The following is a 15,416-nucleotide window of genomic DNA, read 5'->3' as shown; positions in this document are numbered from 1 at the left end:
ACATCTCACCATCGGTTGAAAACGGCCGAACATTGTAGCTCTCAAAGGCCAGGTTATCCACACGACAGACACTGCAAAAACTGCTGTGGATAATTGTTTCTGTATCCTTCGGAAAACAGCCGTACAGCCCGGGGAAGAAACCTCGCGATACAATCCTTCCTGATTTCATTCACAACTTCCTGACACGCTACCAACCTGTTTACCGGTGCTTATCCACAACATACGTAATATAATAGGCCATTGTTATCAATGGTTTTATACGGGTTACTAACAAATAGTATCCCCACTATTAATAACAACTTCAGTTAAAAGAACTATATATTGATAGTAATTGCGGCAGGCCTAATCTCGTACCCCCGTTGTCTCCCTTCGCGAAAGCACGAGTGATGCGAAACCGCCTGGGCACGGCCGCCACACAACAATTACTCAACAGAAAAATTGCACCTGGCTCGTGAAGCCTCTACAATTTCCGGTCTTGAATTGAACCTCCCTGGGTAGTTCCGTGCTATTTCAGGGCCTTTGGAATGCATGTTCCGTCCTAAAACCACGTGGGAATAACGAGTTATGAAACGCACTTTTCAACCTAGCGTTCTCAAGCGCAAGCGCGCGCATGGCTTCCGTGCTCGTATGGCCAGCAAAAACGGTCGTGCCATTCTGGCTCGCCGTCGCGCCAAAGGCCGTAAGCGTCTGAGCGCCTGATCTCGGATTGCGTGTGTCCCGTCAAGGCTTTCCCCGGTGTCTGCGATTGCTCAACGCTGGGGATTACCACCACGTTTTCGCACAAGCCGACTTCAAGATACATGGCAAAGGCATGATGGCGCTGGTGCGCCTTAATCCCTTGGGGCATCCCCGCCTGGGTCTTGTGGTCAGCAAGAAGAATGTGAAACACGCTGTGGCTCGTAACCGCTTCAAGCGCCTGGTTCGCGACTCCATCCGTCTACGCCAGCATCAACTTCCCGCTGTGGATATCGTGGTGCTTGCCAGACGTGGAGTGCATGAACTGGACAACGCGACTCTGCATCGCCAGTTGCATGGGATGTGGAAACGATTGGAACGTGAGGCCAATGCAGCCGCCCTGGCGGCATCTTCCTCGCGATCCGATATGACCGGTTACCCTTGACCGCTATGCACCTCGCCGCTCGACTACGGCCTGCCTCACGGCAGGCCTTCGTGTGTCATAGGTCGGGCGAAAGATATTGCGCCATCAGCATGTTCACCACCCACCGGGCAGAACCCTCATGGACGTAAAACGACTTATCCTACTGATTCCACTGGCTATTCTAGCTTATCTACTGGTTGTCCAGTGGAATCAGGACTATGGGCAGACCCCAGTTGCCCCCCAAGAGACCGAGTTGTCCCGCTCCTCCAATGGAGCATTGGACAGCCAGGCTCAGGGAGACGATAACGGGGACGAAGGCCTGGCCGTGCCCTCCGCGCCACAGAACGGCACGGAACAGAACGGTACTCTCGAAGTAGAAGGCAGCGCAGGCACCAGCCGGGATCTTGTTGCCGTCACTACCGATGTACTTGACGTGCGTATCGATCCCCACGGCGGCGATATCGTCTATGCCTCCTTGCCCCAGCACAAGATGACCCTCGAGTCAGAGAGAAACTATGTACTGCTCTCGGATAACCAGACCCGCAGTTACGTAGCGCGTTCCGGTCTGCAGCTCGACGGACAGGCAAGCCGCATCGCCTTTACTCCCGAAACCACGGAGTATCGACTGGACGAAGGCGAAGACAGCGTCGTAGTCGATCTGACAGCCGAGGTCAACGGCGTCGATATCATCAAGCGTATGACCTTCGATCGTGGCAGCTACGCCATCGACGTCAGCTATTATGTGGCAAACAATACCGAGTCGCCTGTCAGTGCGCGCTTTATCGGCCAACTGGTACGGGATAATTCGCCGGACCCCTCCAGTGGCGTCTCGATGGGAATGAACTCCTACCTGGGAGCAGCGTTCTCCACGCCGGAAGACCGCTATCAGAAGGTCGATTTCGAAGCCATCCAGGAAGGCAACTTCAACAATCGTGAAGCGGAAGGCGGCTGGGTTGCGATAATTCAGCACTATTTCGTGTCTGCCTGGGCGCCGCCTCAGTCACAACAGAACCTGTATTACGCCACCACCGACTCGCGCGGACGTAACGTCGCGGCGGTAGCGGGCCCGAACAGCACCATAGAAGCCAACGGCGAAGCGACGTTGGGTGCCACCCTCTTTGTGGGCCCCAAGATTCAGGATCACCTGCAAAGCGCCGCTCCCAACCTCAAGCTTACCGTCGACTACGGCTGGTTGTGGTTCATCGCCAACCCGCTTTTCTGGTTGCTGGACAAGATCCACGACATCGTGGGGAATTGGGGCTGGTCCATCGTGCTGCTGACCGTCCTGGTCAAGATCGTGCTGTTCCCGCTTTCCGCCAAGGCCTACAAGTCCATGGCTCGCATGCGTAAGCTCGGGCCAGAAATGCAACGTCTCAAGGAACTCTATGGCGACGACCGCCAGAAGATGTCCCAGGAAATGATGAAGTTCTACCAGAAGGAGAAGATCAATCCTCTGGGGGGCTGTCTGCCCATCCTGGTACAGATGCCGGTCTTCATCGCGCTTTACTGGATGCTGCTGGAATCCGTGGAGCTGCGCCACGCACCGTTCATGTTCTGGATACAGGATCTCTCGGTGAAGGATCCGCTCTTCATCCTGCCGATCCTGATGGGTATCTCCATGTTCGTCCAGCAGATGCTCAACCCCACACCGCCGGACCCGACCCAGGCGAAGATCATGAAGATGCTCCCCATCATCTTCACCTTCTTCTTCCTCTGGTTCCCCGCCGGTCTGGTCATCTACTGGGTGGTCAACAACATCATTTCGGTGGCGCAGCAGTACATCATCACGCGCAAGATTGAAAACGACCCGAGCGTCGGCAAGGGCATGAGAACCAAGTAACCCTAGCGTGTCGATGATCTCCAGACCCCCGCGCCTTGCGGGGGTCTGGCGTTTCTGCTCTAGGTAAATCGACAAACATGCTTCGGTATTTGACAATACGCAGCTTCGAGCGGCTTCGACAAGGGAGAGATGGCCTTGGCTGAACGACTTTATGTGGAAGACACCATCGCTGCGTTGGCGACGCCGCCCGGCCGCGGCGGCGTCGGTATCGTGCGCGTTTCCGGCCCCTCTTCACGGCTTCTGGCCGATGCCATACTGGGCCGCTGCCCGGCGCCGCGCCACGCGCACTATGGTCCTTTCCAGGGCCAATCAGGCGTGATCGATGAAGGCATCGCCCTGTTCTTCCCTGGCCCCAACTCCTTTACCGGCGAAGACGTGCTGGAGCTGCAGGGACACGGCGGCCCGGTACTGATGGACTTGCTTCTGGAACGCTGCGTACAGCTCGGCGCGCGCCTGGCGCGACCGGGTGAGTTCTCCGAACGTGCCTTTCTCAACGACAAGCTCGATCTTGCCCAGGCGGAAGCCATCGCCGACTTGATCGATGCCAGTTCCAGAAGCGCCGTAGAGAACGCCCTGCGCTCGCTACAGGGAGAGTTCTCTCGGCGCGTGACGAGCCTGGTACAGCGGCTTATCGAGCTGCGCATGTACGTCGAGGCGGCCATCGACTTCCCCGAGGAAGAGATCGATTTCCTCGCCGATGGCAAAGTGGCAGCCATGCTCGGTGACGTGCAGCAAGAGCTGAGGGAAGTCCGCCTGGCAGCGGGCCAAGGCGCATTGATGCGCGAAGGCATGAGTGTGGTCATCGCTGGCCGCCCTAATGCTGGCAAGTCCAGCCTGCTCAACGCGCTTACCGAACAGGACACCGCCATCGTCACCGATATCGCCGGCACCACCCGGGATGTGCTGCGCGAACATATTCATATCGACGGCATGCCGCTGCATATCATCGATACTGCGGGACTGCGCGACACCCCCGACGCGGTGGAACAGATCGGCGTCGCCAGGGCCTGGAGCGAAATCGAGCGGGCCGACCGGGTATTGCTGCTGGTGGATGCCGCCACGACGCCCTCAACCGACCCGATGGCGGTATGGCCCGAATTCGTCGCCCGCCTGCCCGATGCCGACCGCCTGACCCTGGTGCGCAACAAGATCGATGCAACGGACGAAACCGCCGAAAGTGAGTTATCCACAATACCTGCGGTGATACGGCTCTCCGCCAAGACCGGACTGGGTGTGGATAATCTGAAAGCTCACCTCAAGGAGGTGATGGGCTTCTCCAGCAATACCGAAGGGCGCTTCTCCGCCCGCAGGCGCCACCTCGATGCTCTGGACAGAGCCGCCACCGCCTTGGATAACGGCGCCTTGCAGTTGGAAGGCCATGGAGCGGGGGAATTATTGGCGGAGGACTTGCGCGACGCCCAGCAGGCCCTGGGAGAGATTACCGGGGAGTTCAGTGCCGACGACCTGCTGGGAGAAATTTTCGGCAGTTTCTGTATCGGCAAGTAGCGCCTCCTTACTCTTCTTACTCCTCCACCCACCAGTCCGCCGAGTAGCGGCATTGCTCCCCCAATAGTGGGGTCAGCTCGCGCATCGCGTCGGCCAGGCGGGTGTCGACTCCCCAAGGCGGATTGACCACCAGCATGCCGCTGCCGTACATGCCGCGCTCTGCCTGTTTCGGGTCCCGCTGGTGCAGTTCGCTACGCCATATCTTGCGCAGCCCGCTCGAACGCAAGGACTCAAGCAGTTCATGATGCTGCCCTGCCGGCAGCAAGGGATACCAGATCAGGACGATGGCATGACGTGCCTTGCGCATCGCCTGGACCACCACCTCGGCCACCTCTCGATATTCCGCCTTGAGCTCGTAACTGGGGTCGATCAACACGCAAAGCCGCGGGGTGGCTACCGGCAGCATGGCCAGAAGCCCGCCCAATCCATCGCCATATTCATGGCGTGTGTTGGCCGGGAGAACCTGCTTTGCCAGGCGGGCATGCTCGCCTGGATGCAGCTCGAACAGCCGCAAGCGATCCTGGGATCTCAAGCGCTGCGCCAGCCACCAGGGCGAACCGGGATAATGGCTCAGAGAGGCACCATTCGGCTCTTTTCCTTGCGCTTCTTTCTGCCCTTTTTCCTGCTCCTGCGCAGCGGCTATTGTCTGCAGCCACTCGAGCGCCAGCGGATCGTTGATACGGCTTCGGGCTTGCCACAACGGCACGATACCGGATAGATGCTCTTGAAGCCGTGAGCTCTCCTCGGCAGATAATGGGTAAAGCCCACGACCGGCATGGGTATCGATATATGTAACAGGCGATTTCTTACGTAATAAATTATCGGTAACGGCAAAAAGCGTTAGATGCTTGTGAACATCGGCAAAATTGCCGGCATGGTACGCGTGTTGGTAAGAAAGCATGGATCGGGTCCAATCGGGCGGATCGCTGCAAAAAAAGCCCGCCGGTGACGGCGGGCCAGTAACTGTCACCACAATGCGATTATTGCTGCCGTTGCTGCTGCTCTATAGGTGTCAAGGTGATCTCCACGCGGCGGTTCTGCATGCGGCCTTGATCGGTGTCGTTGCTCGCGACCGGACGTGTCTCGCCATAGCCGACCGTGTTGAGGCGCGATGAAGAAACGCCCGTCTGGCTCAGGTAACGCCCTACTGCCTGGGCACGACGCTCCGACAGGCGCTGGTTATAGCTGTCATCCCCCGTGCTGTCGGTATGGCCGGCAATATTGACACGAGTGTCGGTGTATTCGCGCAGAACAGCGGAGACTTCATCCAGCGAGTTACGCGCTTCCGAGGTCAGGTCACTGGAATCGAAGCCGAACGTCACACCGCTAGGCATATTCAGCACGATATCATCGCCCTGGCGAGCGACTTCGACCCGCGAACCTTGCAGATTCTGCCGCAACTGCTGCTCCTGGCGATCCATGTAGGCACCGACGCCGGCACCGGCGGCTGCGCCCACCGCAGCGCCGATCAGCGCACGGTCACGACGGCTCGTACTGCCATCACCGGAAAGCGCACCGGCGGCTGCGCCCACCGCCGCCCCGATGCCGGCACCCGTGCCGGTCGAGGAACGCTGGGATTGGCCGCCATAAGGATCGGAGGCACAACCCGCCACCAGCAACATTGCCGCCAATGGTGTCAGTAGTTTGGAAAATCCATGCATAAATCTCTCCCTTCGTCAGAGTTTGGGCATTTACTTGCTTCATTCGTCGTTGATCAACGCCAACAACTCGTTCAAGAATAGTAGACCTTGAGGTGAAGCTTGCAGCCGCGCGGACGCTTCCATCAAAAGTCCTTTTTTATCTGCCGCGACCATTCGGTCACGCAGCACCTGCGCCGGTTGCCCGGTATGCGCCGTCCAGGTCTGCATGGGAACACCCTGGGTGAGCCGGAGAGCATTCATGGCGAATTCCAACACCAGCTCCCCTGGGTCGGCCACGTCACGATGTCCCGCCACGAACCCGCGTAAATCGTTCAAGCGACGCAGATAGGCATCAGGCTGCCGGGTTTTCCAGCGTCTTTCAATCCTAAGACCGCCTTCCCCGTCGATCCGGCTCAGCTTGCCGTGGGCGCCAGCACCGATTCCCAGGTAGTCACCGAAACGCCAATAATTGAGATTATGCCGGCTCTGCTTGCCCGGTCTGGCATAGGCGGAAATTTCATAGCGCTGAAAACCGGCGCTTTCCAGCCTTTCGTGCCCGCCATCCTGTATGTCCCACAACGTTTCCTCTTCAGGCAGCGAAGGGGGATGCGAGAAAAATTCGGTGTTGGGTTCCAGGGTCAATTGATACCAGGAGATATGTTCCGGCTCGAGTGTCAGCGCCTGCTCGAGATCCGCCAGCGCCATTTCCGGGGTCTGTCCCGGCAAGCCGTGCATCAGGTCCAGATTGATGTTATCGAACCCGGCGGCACGGGCTTCTGAAAACGCCGCCAAGGCGTCCTTGTCATCGTGAATACGCCCCAACGCTGCCAGCTGAGCCTTCTGAAAGCTTTGAATGCCCAAGGATAGGCGGTTGATACCCGCCTGCCGATACCCGGCAAACCGGCCTTGTTCCAGTGTGCCGGGATTCGCTTCCAGGGTGATCTCGATATCCGCGGCAAAGGGAAGCCGCTGGCGGATTTCCGTCAGCAGCCGTTGATAGAACTCCGCCGACAGCAAGCTCGGTGTACCACCGCCGATAAAGATGCTGGTGAGTTCGCGTGGCGTTATCAGCGCCAGATCGGCCTCGAGATCCTGCACCAGGGCCTGGCGATAGCGCTCTTCGGGTAGGCCCGATTCGCTCTCGGCGGTTTTCCCCGCTTCATGGGAATTGAAGTCGCAATAGGGACATTTGCGCACGCACCAGGGCGTATGAATGTATAGCGACAGGGGCGGCAGCGATTCAGCCATGCGCCACCTTGAGCATCTCCACCAGCGCCTGTAACGCCCGGCCTCGGTGGCTTAACCGATTCTTTGATTCCGCAGAAAGCTCAGCCACGCTCATCGCCTGCTCCGGCAACCAGAAAAGGGGGTCATAGCCAAAGCCGCCTTCACCCCGAGGATGCGCCAGGATCTCGCCTTCCCAGCTGCGTTGCACGATCAGCGGCACAGGGTCGTCAGCGTGACGCAGATATACCAGCACGCACCAATAGCGGCCGCTGCGCTGGCCTTCGGGAACGTCACTCAATGCTTTCAGCAGCGCCTCATTGTTGCGAGCGTCGCTTTTGGGCTCACCGGCGAAGCGAGCCGAGTAGATACCCGGCGCGCCATCGAGGGCATCCACCTCCAGCCCGGAATCATCCGCCAGGGCGGGCAATCCGCTGATACGGCTGGCTTGGCGGGCCTTCAGCAGGGCGTTCTCGACGAACGTCAGGCCGGTTTCTTCCACTTCCGCCACGTCGAAATCCGCCTGCAATCTGACGTCAAACCCTAAGGGTGAAAGCAGGGAATCGAATTCCTTGAGCTTCCCCTTGTTACCACTAGCCAGTACCAATGCTGATTCAGCCTGCATCCCACGGTCTCCCTTGATTACGAAGGGTCAGTCTACCCCTTCTCTCGGCTGCCTAGGCCTTTCAACTGTTACGCATTGTAGGACCAATTTTTTGGTTTCCCATTGCTACTTTTCTCATACTTCCTTATTGCAATATTTTTAAATAATTGTTTTAAAACGATTTTTAAAAATCCAGGACATCAATAAAACGCCTCTATCAATTTTTTTAGCAACAAAACTTTACGTTTGGACTCTTTTCGACAACACTCTAGGTGAACTCACTCATTCTTTATCTCTACGAGGGCCATCTCATGTCGCAGGGGACTTCATCAAAGGTTGTCTACGTAATAACGGAGAAAAGTCCACAGGCTCAGCTATTTATTGATTACCTGCATGAGCATACCGGCTGTGATGTACGCATCCACTCTCCTTCCTCCGCATTAACCGTCACGCCACCCGAACAGGCGTTGATTCTCATCGATACCGATCACATCGGGGTAGACGCCCTACAGGCATGGCAGGAGAAACTTGCCGAACCCCTTTCCCGGCTGCCTCTCGCGGCCTTCAACATCCGTGATATGGACCATGCTCTGGAAGCGCTTTCCAGCGCCCAGCTGAAAGGGATCTTCTATCGCAACGAGAGCCTGGAGGTGATCTGCAAGGGCATCACGGGGTTGCTCGACGGCGAATTATGGATGTCGCGGGATCTGATGGCGCGGCTGATCATGTTCTACCGCAAGTATCAAAGCAATGCCTTCCGCCCCGCTTGCGGCCTCACCAATCGCGAGATGGAAATCATCTCACTGCTGAGCTCCGGCGCCTCCAATCAACAGATTGCCGAAAAGCTGTTCGTCAGCGAGCACACGGTCAAATCTCACCTCTACAACATCTTCCGCAAGATCAATGTGCATAACCGTATCCAGGCGTTGAACTGGATTCACCAGAATATCGGCCCGATCCTTCCCAACGTGGAAGCCGGCCGCAGCGCTTCACAGCACCGCTAGCCGCTATCGCAGGAAAGAGTATGAAATTCAGCTTAACGGCACTACGTCGATTTACCGTGCTGATGGCCATCTTGTTGGTCTCCTCACTTAGCTGGGCCCAAGAGAGCCTGCCACCCAGCGAGCAGGAGCAAGTAGAAGAGATCAACAGACTTTCCAGCCCCGATGGGCCCGCCCTGGATCGTCAGCCGCCGGGAAGTAGCGAACTGAAAGGCGTGCTGGTCGATCGCACCATCACCATGGCGGGAAAGACGTTCTATCGCGCCTTCAGCCAGCACGCCATGGGCCGTCCCCTCATCAACCAGGCCACCCTGACCATTCAGGAGCGACCGGATGCCCGGTGGGGTAGCCAGCTATGGGTGATGGAAGCCAACCGCATGTATTTTCGCACCCAGCTATCTCCCCGCATCAATGAAGCGGACCGAATGGCGTCGGAAGCGGTGCAAATCGTCGAAGAAGCCTTGCTCAAGCACCAGCTCTCTTCGGCTATCTCATCTGATAAGGATTTAGGAAGCGAGGAGTTGAACTGATGAAAACCTACCGTATACCCCGTGCTATGCAAGTGCTCCCCACAGCATTGCTACTTAGTACGTTATCTCTTGCAGCCTCTGCCGGAGAGCTCGTTTACGAGCCTCTCAATCCCTCGTTCGGCGGTGATCCGTTCGTGGGCAGTTACCTGCTGGGCAAAGCCCAGTCCCAGGATACCCATACCGATCCCCGATCGAGCCGTTCGCAACCCATTTCGTCTACTGAACGCCTGATTCAAAGCTTGGAAAGCCGACTTATTTCCCAGCTCATCAGCGATGTCGGTAGCGGTGATGTCGGAGAAGGTAGCTTCGATAGCGACGAATTCGGTGTCGTGGTCCGTGATGACGGCGGCCAGCTTACCGTTCAGGTGGTGGACAAGCTCACCGGTGACGTTACCACCATCAATGTCGGCGGCTTATTCAACCCTTGAAACAATCGATCCGCTCATCCAAACAACAGACGCAACAAGACAAGGGGACACCCATGAGAATATTTATCATTGGCATGCTGGCTCTCTGGCTGAGTGGCTGTGCCGGTGTCGTCACCACTTCGGAGAATCTGGAAGGAGCACCCGCGACACTCACCCCCAGGGGCTCCACCTACCAGGACCTGGTGTCACTGCCACCCCCCGCCGGGCGCATTTTCGTCTCGGTGTATGATTTCCGCGACCAGACGGGCCAATACCGCCCGGCCCCGGCCAGTACGTTTTCCACGGCGGTTACCCAAGGGGCGGCGGCGATGCTGACCGGCGCGCTGGCGGATTCCGGCTGGTTCATCCCACTCGAACGGGTCGGATTGCAGAACCTGCTGACCGAACGGCGTATCATCCGGGCGGAATTCGAGCGCTTCAACCAGCCGGATACCTTGCCTTCGTTACGTGCGGCTTCGGTGATGCTGGAAGGGGGCATCATCGCCTATGAGTCGAATGTGCGCACCGGGGGTGCGGGTGCGGAGTATTTCGGTATCGGCGCCTCCGGCCAGTATCAGGTAGACCAGGTTACCGTCAATCTCAGGGCGGTGGAGATCTCCTCCGGCGAGGTACTGGCCAACGTGACCACCACCAAGACAATCTATTCCAAGGAGCTGCGGGCTGGCGTCTACCGCTTCATCGACTTCAGCCGCCTGCTCGAGGCCGAAGCCGGGGTTACCACCAATGAACCGGTACAGATGGCGGTAATGTCCGCTATCGAATCGTCGGTGATTCACTTGATCGCGGAAGGAGTGGAAAACCGTTTGTGGAACCTGCCGAACGATGTCAATTTCAATGAAACCATTCTGGCGGACTACCTGAACGCGCCTATACCCAAGCTGTAGATCAATCTAAATTAGCAAGGTAACAGTCAAGGTCATGCTTTTGCATGACCTTTTTTTTGTTCAGCTAAAACTACTATTTTTGTAATCCGTTGAACCTTAAAGTGAATTATTCAACGGTGATTTTGGTGCCCTTCCCTAGTCGTCTAGTCGGCACGAATTCCATAACCTATGTTATGTGGTTTGTTTACCTCTGCTCGTAATAAAAAACAGCAATTTTAAAAACTTCAAAACCCGAAAACTTCTTATAGCCAAAAAAGTTCCAGAAGCCAGAATCAGTACATGTAAAAAATAGCAACAGAGTGTTTATTCAAGGAGTGTTACGTGAACATGATTTACGGCTCTTGCTTATTCAGTATCCGGAATTGGCTTAGCTTGCTTACCGGCTCCGCTGTTTTTTTATTTTTGATGGCTATTTTCAGTGCTCCCCTCAGCGCTAATGAAAGCGAGCAAAACCTGCTGGAGCGGGCAAGAATCACGCAGCACATAGAGCAACAGCAGCAACTCCTTGACAATGGAAACATAAGCAACGCCAGTATTATTCAACAAATCGGTAACAATAATAACGCCAGTGTCGTTCAGTCCCAGTCAGCCAGTTATCAAGCGGGAAACTTCGCGTTTATTTACCAAAACGGCAACCAGAATAACGCCGACATATTCCAGCAGGGCGGTAATCACACCGCCGTTATCTGGCAAGTGGGGAATAGTCACAACGCCGAAATAAATCAGCAAAACAATAGTCTTCCTTTAAATGCCGATATTCATCAATTCGGTATTGCAAGCGACATCAAGATTTCACAATCGGGGTATGACCAACGCAGCATTAGCATCGAACAACACACATACTCGGGCAATGCACTGCCGGTCATCGTCGAGACCCACTGAGCGGCATTCCGCCGACTCGGTGATCACATCGAAAGCAAGACGATCGAAACCAAAGGGGAAATACCATGAAACTGCAACTCACCGCACTCGCCGCCGCCGTCGCTCTGGCTGTCTCTTTTTCGGCCAGTGCCGATCCCAGTGCCGAACCACGTAATTATGAGGATTCCTCAAATACTGACGCTAATGATGGAACAAATGCAAACTTTGATTTCCAACAGAATAGACGTTCAGACATGGATGGATTTAACGCTTTTGTTGGTCCCTCAAGTACACGTACATCCATTATTGAACAAGGTGGAAGCAATAACAAAGCAGAAACAGACCAATCAAGCGATAATACTAATGAGCAATGGTCTAGAATACGACAAACTACTGACGGAAACGAGGCTTATGTCCTTCAAGAAGGCGACCGGCATTCTTCTGACGTAATGCAAAGATATGGTAATCAGAATAAAGCTATCGTTACCCAGAAAGGGGGCGAGCTGAACGACTCTTATATATACCAAGATGGAACAGAAAACGAAGCATACGTTTATCAAACAGGTGATAAGCACGAATCTTACTTGTATCAGATGGGCAGTAACAATGTAGCCAATGTTACCCAGACGGATGGCGAGCTAAACGACTCTTATATTAACCAAAATGGAACTGAAAACAGCGCTGAAGTTAAACAACAATATAATACAGAGCGAAGCGATTCAATTATCACCCAAGTAGGAAACCGTAACGAAGCAGATATAACACAAGAGTACAATGCAGATGAAACTTGGAGCTTTGTCTATCAAAGTGGTGATGACCATGTAGCGGAGGTGACTCAACACAGTGCTGACTTAAGTGCATCCTACATACATCAAAGTGGTAACTACGCTCATAGGGCAGAAATACTCCAAAAAAATGGTACGGATAATGTATCTACTGTACGCCAAGGAGCAAGTTATGGAGGGTCAGGACTCGCTCAGGTTACCCAATCGGGAGGTAGCCATAACAGCGCGATTGTTACCCAATGGTAATAAGGAAATAAATTATTCCTAATCTTAAACCGCCCACCGGGGGCGGTTTTTTTATGGGCAGCATCTTCTCTCATGGCTTTCTTCCCGTCCTGATTAGCTCGGATAATATTGGGAAGGTCTACTAGCCCAGTGAAATGTTGAGTCACTTTTTTCGTACACGACCCCGCCACTGCCCGAGAAAATGGTCCAGCCCACAAATTTGATAGCTATATAATACGCTACACGATTAGCCAAACTTCCCCTCCTGCAACGTCATATACCGAACGCATGATCAAGCGGTTCGCTACATAGTGTTGTGGCAGCCAAGGGCAACCCGTCCCTAACTGCTTTCTTTCTCTTCTTGATCCATTCTCTTGATAGCATCGCCTGCTATTAATTCAGCCGACTACTTTCCGCTCATAACCGTGAAAGTGGCTTGTCCACTCGTGCCGACACGCTACTGCCCTTAATCGAAATTATTCTAGCACCAGCATACTACTCATCTAGCATTAAAAAACTCATCTTACGTGTTTTAAAAACAATGGTGTTTTTAAATCCGTATTTCAGAGTAATTAACCATGGCAACCCCATCGATACCTTCCATACTGTTCTCAACAAAACGTTACATGAGAATACGAAGAAACAGGATCGTAACAATAGACAGCATACGACACTATTTACATGCTTCACGGTGCTTCATTGCTTTCAAAACGTTACCCAAGCCATCTCGCTTGTTGCTGGGCCGGATGATTGAGCTACGAAAAGTTACTTCAAAGAAAGAAGTACATGTTCAATAAACCTTGGGTTTAAGCAGGATTTGAATTTCATCATCGAGGGGTGATCAGCATGGCATCCGCAGTGAATTTCAGTATGCACCGCCGATCACCATCGAGACCCACTGAGCAGTATTTTGCTGCCTTGGTGTCATAAGCAAGACGATCGAAACCAAAGGGGAAATACCATGAAAATGCAACTTACCGCTATGACTGCCGCCATCGCTCTCGCTGTTTCTTTTTCAGCCAGTGCAGACCCACGCGGCTATGAGGATTCAATCAATGATTCAGCTAATGATGGAACAAATGGAGGTTTTGCTTTTCAGGAAAAAAGACGTGCAGAAATGAATGGTTCTCCTGAATTCAGTGGGGACTCAGCTACACGCTCCTCCATTATCGAACAATCCGGAGACGATAACTCGGCAGAAACTGTGCAATCTAGCAATAACACTCATGAACAATGGTCACGGATTATACAAAGCGGGAACGTGAACAAAGCTTTAGTCCTACAAGAAGGCGACCGGCATACATCAAAAATTACACAAACCGGTGGTAATAATACAGCCAATATTACTCAGGGAGGCAAACTAAATAGCTCAGTTGTATACCAACAAGCCGAAGCAGGCGTAGTTAACGTCGAACAAGCTGGCAATCAACATGAATCTAAGACCTACCAATGGACTGGCTATGGTAACGAAGCCAATGTCACCCAGACCGGTGGCGAACTAAACGACTCCTATATAAGCCAAATTGGTGGTGACCACAACAAAGCCACAGTTAAACAAATTGACTCTAGCTTAAGCGATTCCATTATTAATCAATCAGGAAACCGTAACGAAGCAGATATTACTCAACAAAATAACACAGATCAAACCTGGAGTTTTGTTCACCAAAACGGTAATGACCATGACGCAGTAATTATTCAAGACAATGCTGAATTAAGCTCATCTTCTGTATATCAACGTGGATCTAATTACGGTCATACGGCAGAAATCACTCAAATGAATGGTTCTAATAACGTTTCTACCGTACGCCAGGGTGAAAACCATGGAGGCGCTGGGCTCGCCCAGGTTACCCAAACCGGCAATAACAACAGTGCGATAGCTACTCAATGGTAAGTCATCGCTAGCTTACTCTTGAAATTATACCGCCCCACGGGGCGGTTTTATAATGTTAACATCCTTTGCACTAACGTATTAAATAAATCATCCTCACACTGCCTAAAAAATTAAGTTTAAATATTTATGGTAATTATTCGGATACCTTCCATACTGTTAATATTCAGCACTACATTAAAATACAAAGAATCAGGAATGTAACCATGCGCAACAAATTCGACGTTTCACGGCACTCCACCGTATTCCAGATTACCCAGGCCATCTCGCTTCTGACAATGAGCTGGGTGGCGATGGCTTTTTCCTGTTCTGTTTCAGCGGAGGAAAATCCGTTTAATTCAGCGAGCATAGACGACAAGATAGCCCATGCCTTTGTTACTGAAAATAAGATGCGGCTGATTAGCGAAGCCCAGTTTGACGAAAGCCGCGCCAATGTTGCCAGGATCCGCCAAACAGGCGATGGTAACAGCACCGAGGTCAATCAGAATCGAAGTATTCAGGGAAGAGCAAACTATGCGTCCATTGATCAGATTGGTAACTTCAATGAAGCTACAATCAATCAGATGGGCTCTAACCATACCGGCATTGTGAAACAGACGGGTGATAATCTCGAGGCCAATATTACCCAGCTAGGTAACCAACAAGAAACTCTAGTAAGACAAGCTGGGCTTGGAGGGAGGGTCGATATTTTACAGGCAGGAAGTGGCTACCAAGGCATAATCGTCGAACAGCAAGCCCATTCGGGCATTACAAGGCCGCTTACCATCGAGACCTACTAAGCGCTGGTATGTCTAGGATGTAGTGAAACAAGGTAACAGTTAATTTGAAGTGGTCAGATAATATTTGTTAAGACGGTAACCGAGTCACATGCAACACTTCAACTGCCCAGAAACGAGGTGGT

General features: G+C 53.4%; 16 protein-coding genes. 12 read left to right on the top strand and 4 right to left on the bottom strand.

Going from position 1 to position 15,416, the window contains the following annotated elements:
* Nucleotides 1–564 precede the first annotated feature (564 nt).
* The 4 genes from rpmH (at nucleotide 565) to mnmE (ending at nucleotide 4,445) form a co-directional block, all read left to right on the top strand.
* On the top strand, nucleotides 565–699 hold the full coding sequence (rpmH, locus tag R5M92_RS16030; RefSeq protein WP_346796968.1) for a 50S ribosomal protein L34: 135 nt from the start codon (nucleotides 565–567) through the stop codon (nucleotides 697–699).
* Nucleotides 700–712: 13 nt separating this feature from the next.
* Nucleotides 713–1,120, top strand: coding sequence for a ribonuclease P protein component (gene rnpA / locus R5M92_RS16025; RefSeq protein WP_346796967.1), 408 nt, complete (start codon nucleotides 713–715; stop codon nucleotides 1,118–1,120).
* A 118-nt stretch (nucleotides 1,121–1,238) separates the two neighbouring features.
* Nucleotides 1,239–2,939, top strand: coding sequence for a membrane protein insertase YidC (yidC, locus tag R5M92_RS16020; protein ID WP_346796966.1), 1,701 nt, complete (start codon nucleotides 1,239–1,241; stop codon nucleotides 2,937–2,939).
* Nucleotides 2,940–3,074: 135 nt separating this feature from the next.
* Nucleotides 3,075–4,445 carry a tRNA uridine-5-carboxymethylaminomethyl(34) synthesis GTPase MnmE gene (gene mnmE, locus R5M92_RS16015; protein WP_346796965.1) on the top strand — a complete coding sequence of 457 codons (1,371 nt, stop codon included), beginning with the start codon at nucleotides 3,075–3,077 and terminating at the stop codon, nucleotides 4,443–4,445.
* 16 nt (nucleotides 4,446–4,461) lie between these two features.
* Here the strand turns inward: mnmE and R5M92_RS16010 are convergent, their stop codons facing one another.
* The 4 genes from R5M92_RS16010 to rdgB form a co-directional block, all read right to left on the bottom strand.
* Entirely contained in the window at nucleotides 4,462–5,346 is an 885-nt protein-coding gene (locus R5M92_RS16010) for a 23S rRNA (adenine(2030)-N(6))-methyltransferase RlmJ (RefSeq protein WP_346796964.1), read from the bottom strand.
* A gap of 79 nt (nucleotides 5,347–5,425) precedes the next feature.
* On the bottom strand, nucleotides 5,426–6,106 hold the full coding sequence (locus R5M92_RS16005) for an OmpA family protein (RefSeq protein WP_346796963.1): 681 nt from the start codon (nucleotides 6,104–6,106) through the stop codon (nucleotides 5,426–5,428).
* A gap of 39 nt (nucleotides 6,107–6,145) precedes the next feature.
* Nucleotides 6,146–7,333 carry a radical SAM family heme chaperone HemW gene (gene hemW / locus R5M92_RS16000; protein ID WP_346796962.1) on the bottom strand — a complete coding sequence of 396 codons (1,188 nt, stop codon included), beginning with the start codon at nucleotides 7,331–7,333 and terminating at the stop codon, nucleotides 6,146–6,148.
* On the bottom strand, nucleotides 7,326–7,934 hold the full coding sequence (gene rdgB / locus R5M92_RS15995; RefSeq protein WP_346796961.1) for an RdgB/HAM1 family non-canonical purine NTP pyrophosphatase: 609 nt from the start codon (nucleotides 7,932–7,934) through the stop codon (nucleotides 7,326–7,328). The genes hemW and rdgB overlap by 8 nt, the downstream gene beginning before the upstream one ends.
* Nucleotides 7,935–8,224: 290 nt before the next feature.
* Here rdgB and R5M92_RS15990 point away from each other — a divergent pair, with 290 nt between their 5' ends.
* From R5M92_RS15990 to R5M92_RS15955, 8 genes are all read left to right on the top strand, one after another.
* Nucleotides 8,225–8,917, top strand: coding sequence for a LuxR C-terminal-related transcriptional regulator (locus R5M92_RS15990; RefSeq protein WP_346796960.1), 693 nt, complete (start codon nucleotides 8,225–8,227; stop codon nucleotides 8,915–8,917).
* 20 nt (nucleotides 8,918–8,937) lie between these two features.
* Nucleotides 8,938–9,444 (top strand): CsgE family curli-type amyloid fiber assembly protein, encoded by a 507-nt coding sequence (locus R5M92_RS15985; RefSeq protein WP_346796959.1) that lies wholly within the window; start codon nucleotides 8,938–8,940, stop codon nucleotides 9,442–9,444.
* Nucleotides 9,444–9,872: a curli assembly protein CsgF gene (locus tag R5M92_RS15980; protein WP_346796958.1), complete on the top strand. Its 429-nt coding sequence runs from the start codon at nucleotides 9,444–9,446 to the stop codon at nucleotides 9,870–9,872. Before R5M92_RS15985 ends, R5M92_RS15980 begins: the two co-directional genes overlap by 1 nt.
* Nucleotides 9,873–9,925: 53 nt before the next feature.
* A complete protein-coding gene (locus tag R5M92_RS15975) occupies nucleotides 9,926–10,756 on the top strand; it encodes a CsgG/HfaB family protein (protein WP_346796957.1) in 831 nt (276 codons plus the stop codon).
* 327 nt (nucleotides 10,757–11,083) lie between these two features.
* Nucleotides 11,084–11,638, top strand: coding sequence for a hypothetical protein (locus R5M92_RS15970; protein ID WP_346799408.1), 555 nt, complete (start codon nucleotides 11,084–11,086; stop codon nucleotides 11,636–11,638).
* Between the two features lie 65 nt (nucleotides 11,639–11,703).
* Complete coding sequence (locus R5M92_RS15965; protein ID WP_346796956.1) at nucleotides 11,704–12,648, top strand: hypothetical protein; 945 nt, start codon at nucleotides 11,704–11,706, stop codon at nucleotides 12,646–12,648.
* A 940-nt stretch (nucleotides 12,649–13,588) separates the two neighbouring features.
* Nucleotides 13,589–14,518: a hypothetical protein gene (locus R5M92_RS15960; protein WP_346796955.1), complete on the top strand. Its 930-nt coding sequence runs from the start codon at nucleotides 13,589–13,591 to the stop codon at nucleotides 14,516–14,518.
* A 203-nt stretch (nucleotides 14,519–14,721) separates the two neighbouring features.
* A complete protein-coding gene (locus R5M92_RS15955; RefSeq protein WP_346796954.1) occupies nucleotides 14,722–15,294 on the top strand; it encodes a hypothetical protein in 573 nt (190 codons plus the stop codon).
* The last annotated feature ends 122 nt before the right edge of the window (nucleotides 15,295–15,416 follow it).

The organism is Halomonas sp. Bachu 37, from assembly GCF_039691755.1.
GTDB classification, from domain to species: Bacteria; Pseudomonadota; Gammaproteobacteria; order Pseudomonadales; family Halomonadaceae; genus Vreelandella; species Vreelandella kashgarensis.
The sequence above is the reverse complement of the archived record's forward strand: the minus strand, read 5'-3'. Positions and strand labels throughout refer to the sequence as shown.

What these genes read in the sequence shown, in the direction of transcription:
- R5M92_RS16010 (WP_346796964.1), bottom strand. Translation starts at nt 5,346, where the DNA reads ATGCTTTCTTACCAACACGCGTACCATGCCGGCAATTTTGCCGATGTT.
- hemW (WP_346796962.1), bottom strand. Translation starts at nt 7,333, where the DNA reads ATGGCTGAATCGCTGCCGCCCCTGTCGCTATACATTCATACGCCCTGG.
- yidC (WP_346796966.1), top strand. Translation starts at nt 1,239, where the DNA reads ATGGACGTAAAACGACTTATCCTACTGATTCCACTGGCTATTCTAGCT.
- R5M92_RS15960 (WP_346796955.1), top strand. Translation starts at nt 13,589, where the DNA reads ATGAAAATGCAACTTACCGCTATGACTGCCGCCATCGCTCTCGCTGTT.
- R5M92_RS15985 (WP_346796959.1), top strand. Translation starts at nt 8,938, where the DNA reads ATGAAATTCAGCTTAACGGCACTACGTCGATTTACCGTGCTGATGGCC.
- R5M92_RS15975 (WP_346796957.1), top strand. Translation starts at nt 9,926, where the DNA reads ATGAGAATATTTATCATTGGCATGCTGGCTCTCTGGCTGAGTGGCTGT.
- R5M92_RS15980 (WP_346796958.1), top strand. Translation starts at nt 9,444, where the DNA reads ATGAAAACCTACCGTATACCCCGTGCTATGCAAGTGCTCCCCACAGCA.
- R5M92_RS15990 (WP_346796960.1), top strand. Translation starts at nt 8,225, where the DNA reads ATGTCGCAGGGGACTTCATCAAAGGTTGTCTACGTAATAACGGAGAAA.
- R5M92_RS15955 (WP_346796954.1), top strand. Translation starts at nt 14,722, where the DNA reads ATGCGCAACAAATTCGACGTTTCACGGCACTCCACCGTATTCCAGATT.
- R5M92_RS15970 (WP_346799408.1), top strand. Translation starts at nt 11,084, where the DNA reads ATGATTTACGGCTCTTGCTTATTCAGTATCCGGAATTGGCTTAGCTTG.
- rpmH (WP_346796968.1), top strand. Translation starts at nt 565, where the DNA reads ATGAAACGCACTTTTCAACCTAGCGTTCTCAAGCGCAAGCGCGCGCAT.
- R5M92_RS16005 (WP_346796963.1), bottom strand. Translation starts at nt 6,106, where the DNA reads ATGCATGGATTTTCCAAACTACTGACACCATTGGCGGCAATGTTGCTG.
- rdgB (WP_346796961.1), bottom strand. Translation starts at nt 7,934, where the DNA reads ATGCAGGCTGAATCAGCATTGGTACTGGCTAGTGGTAACAAGGGGAAG.
- R5M92_RS15965 (WP_346796956.1), top strand. Translation starts at nt 11,704, where the DNA reads ATGAAACTGCAACTCACCGCACTCGCCGCCGCCGTCGCTCTGGCTGTC.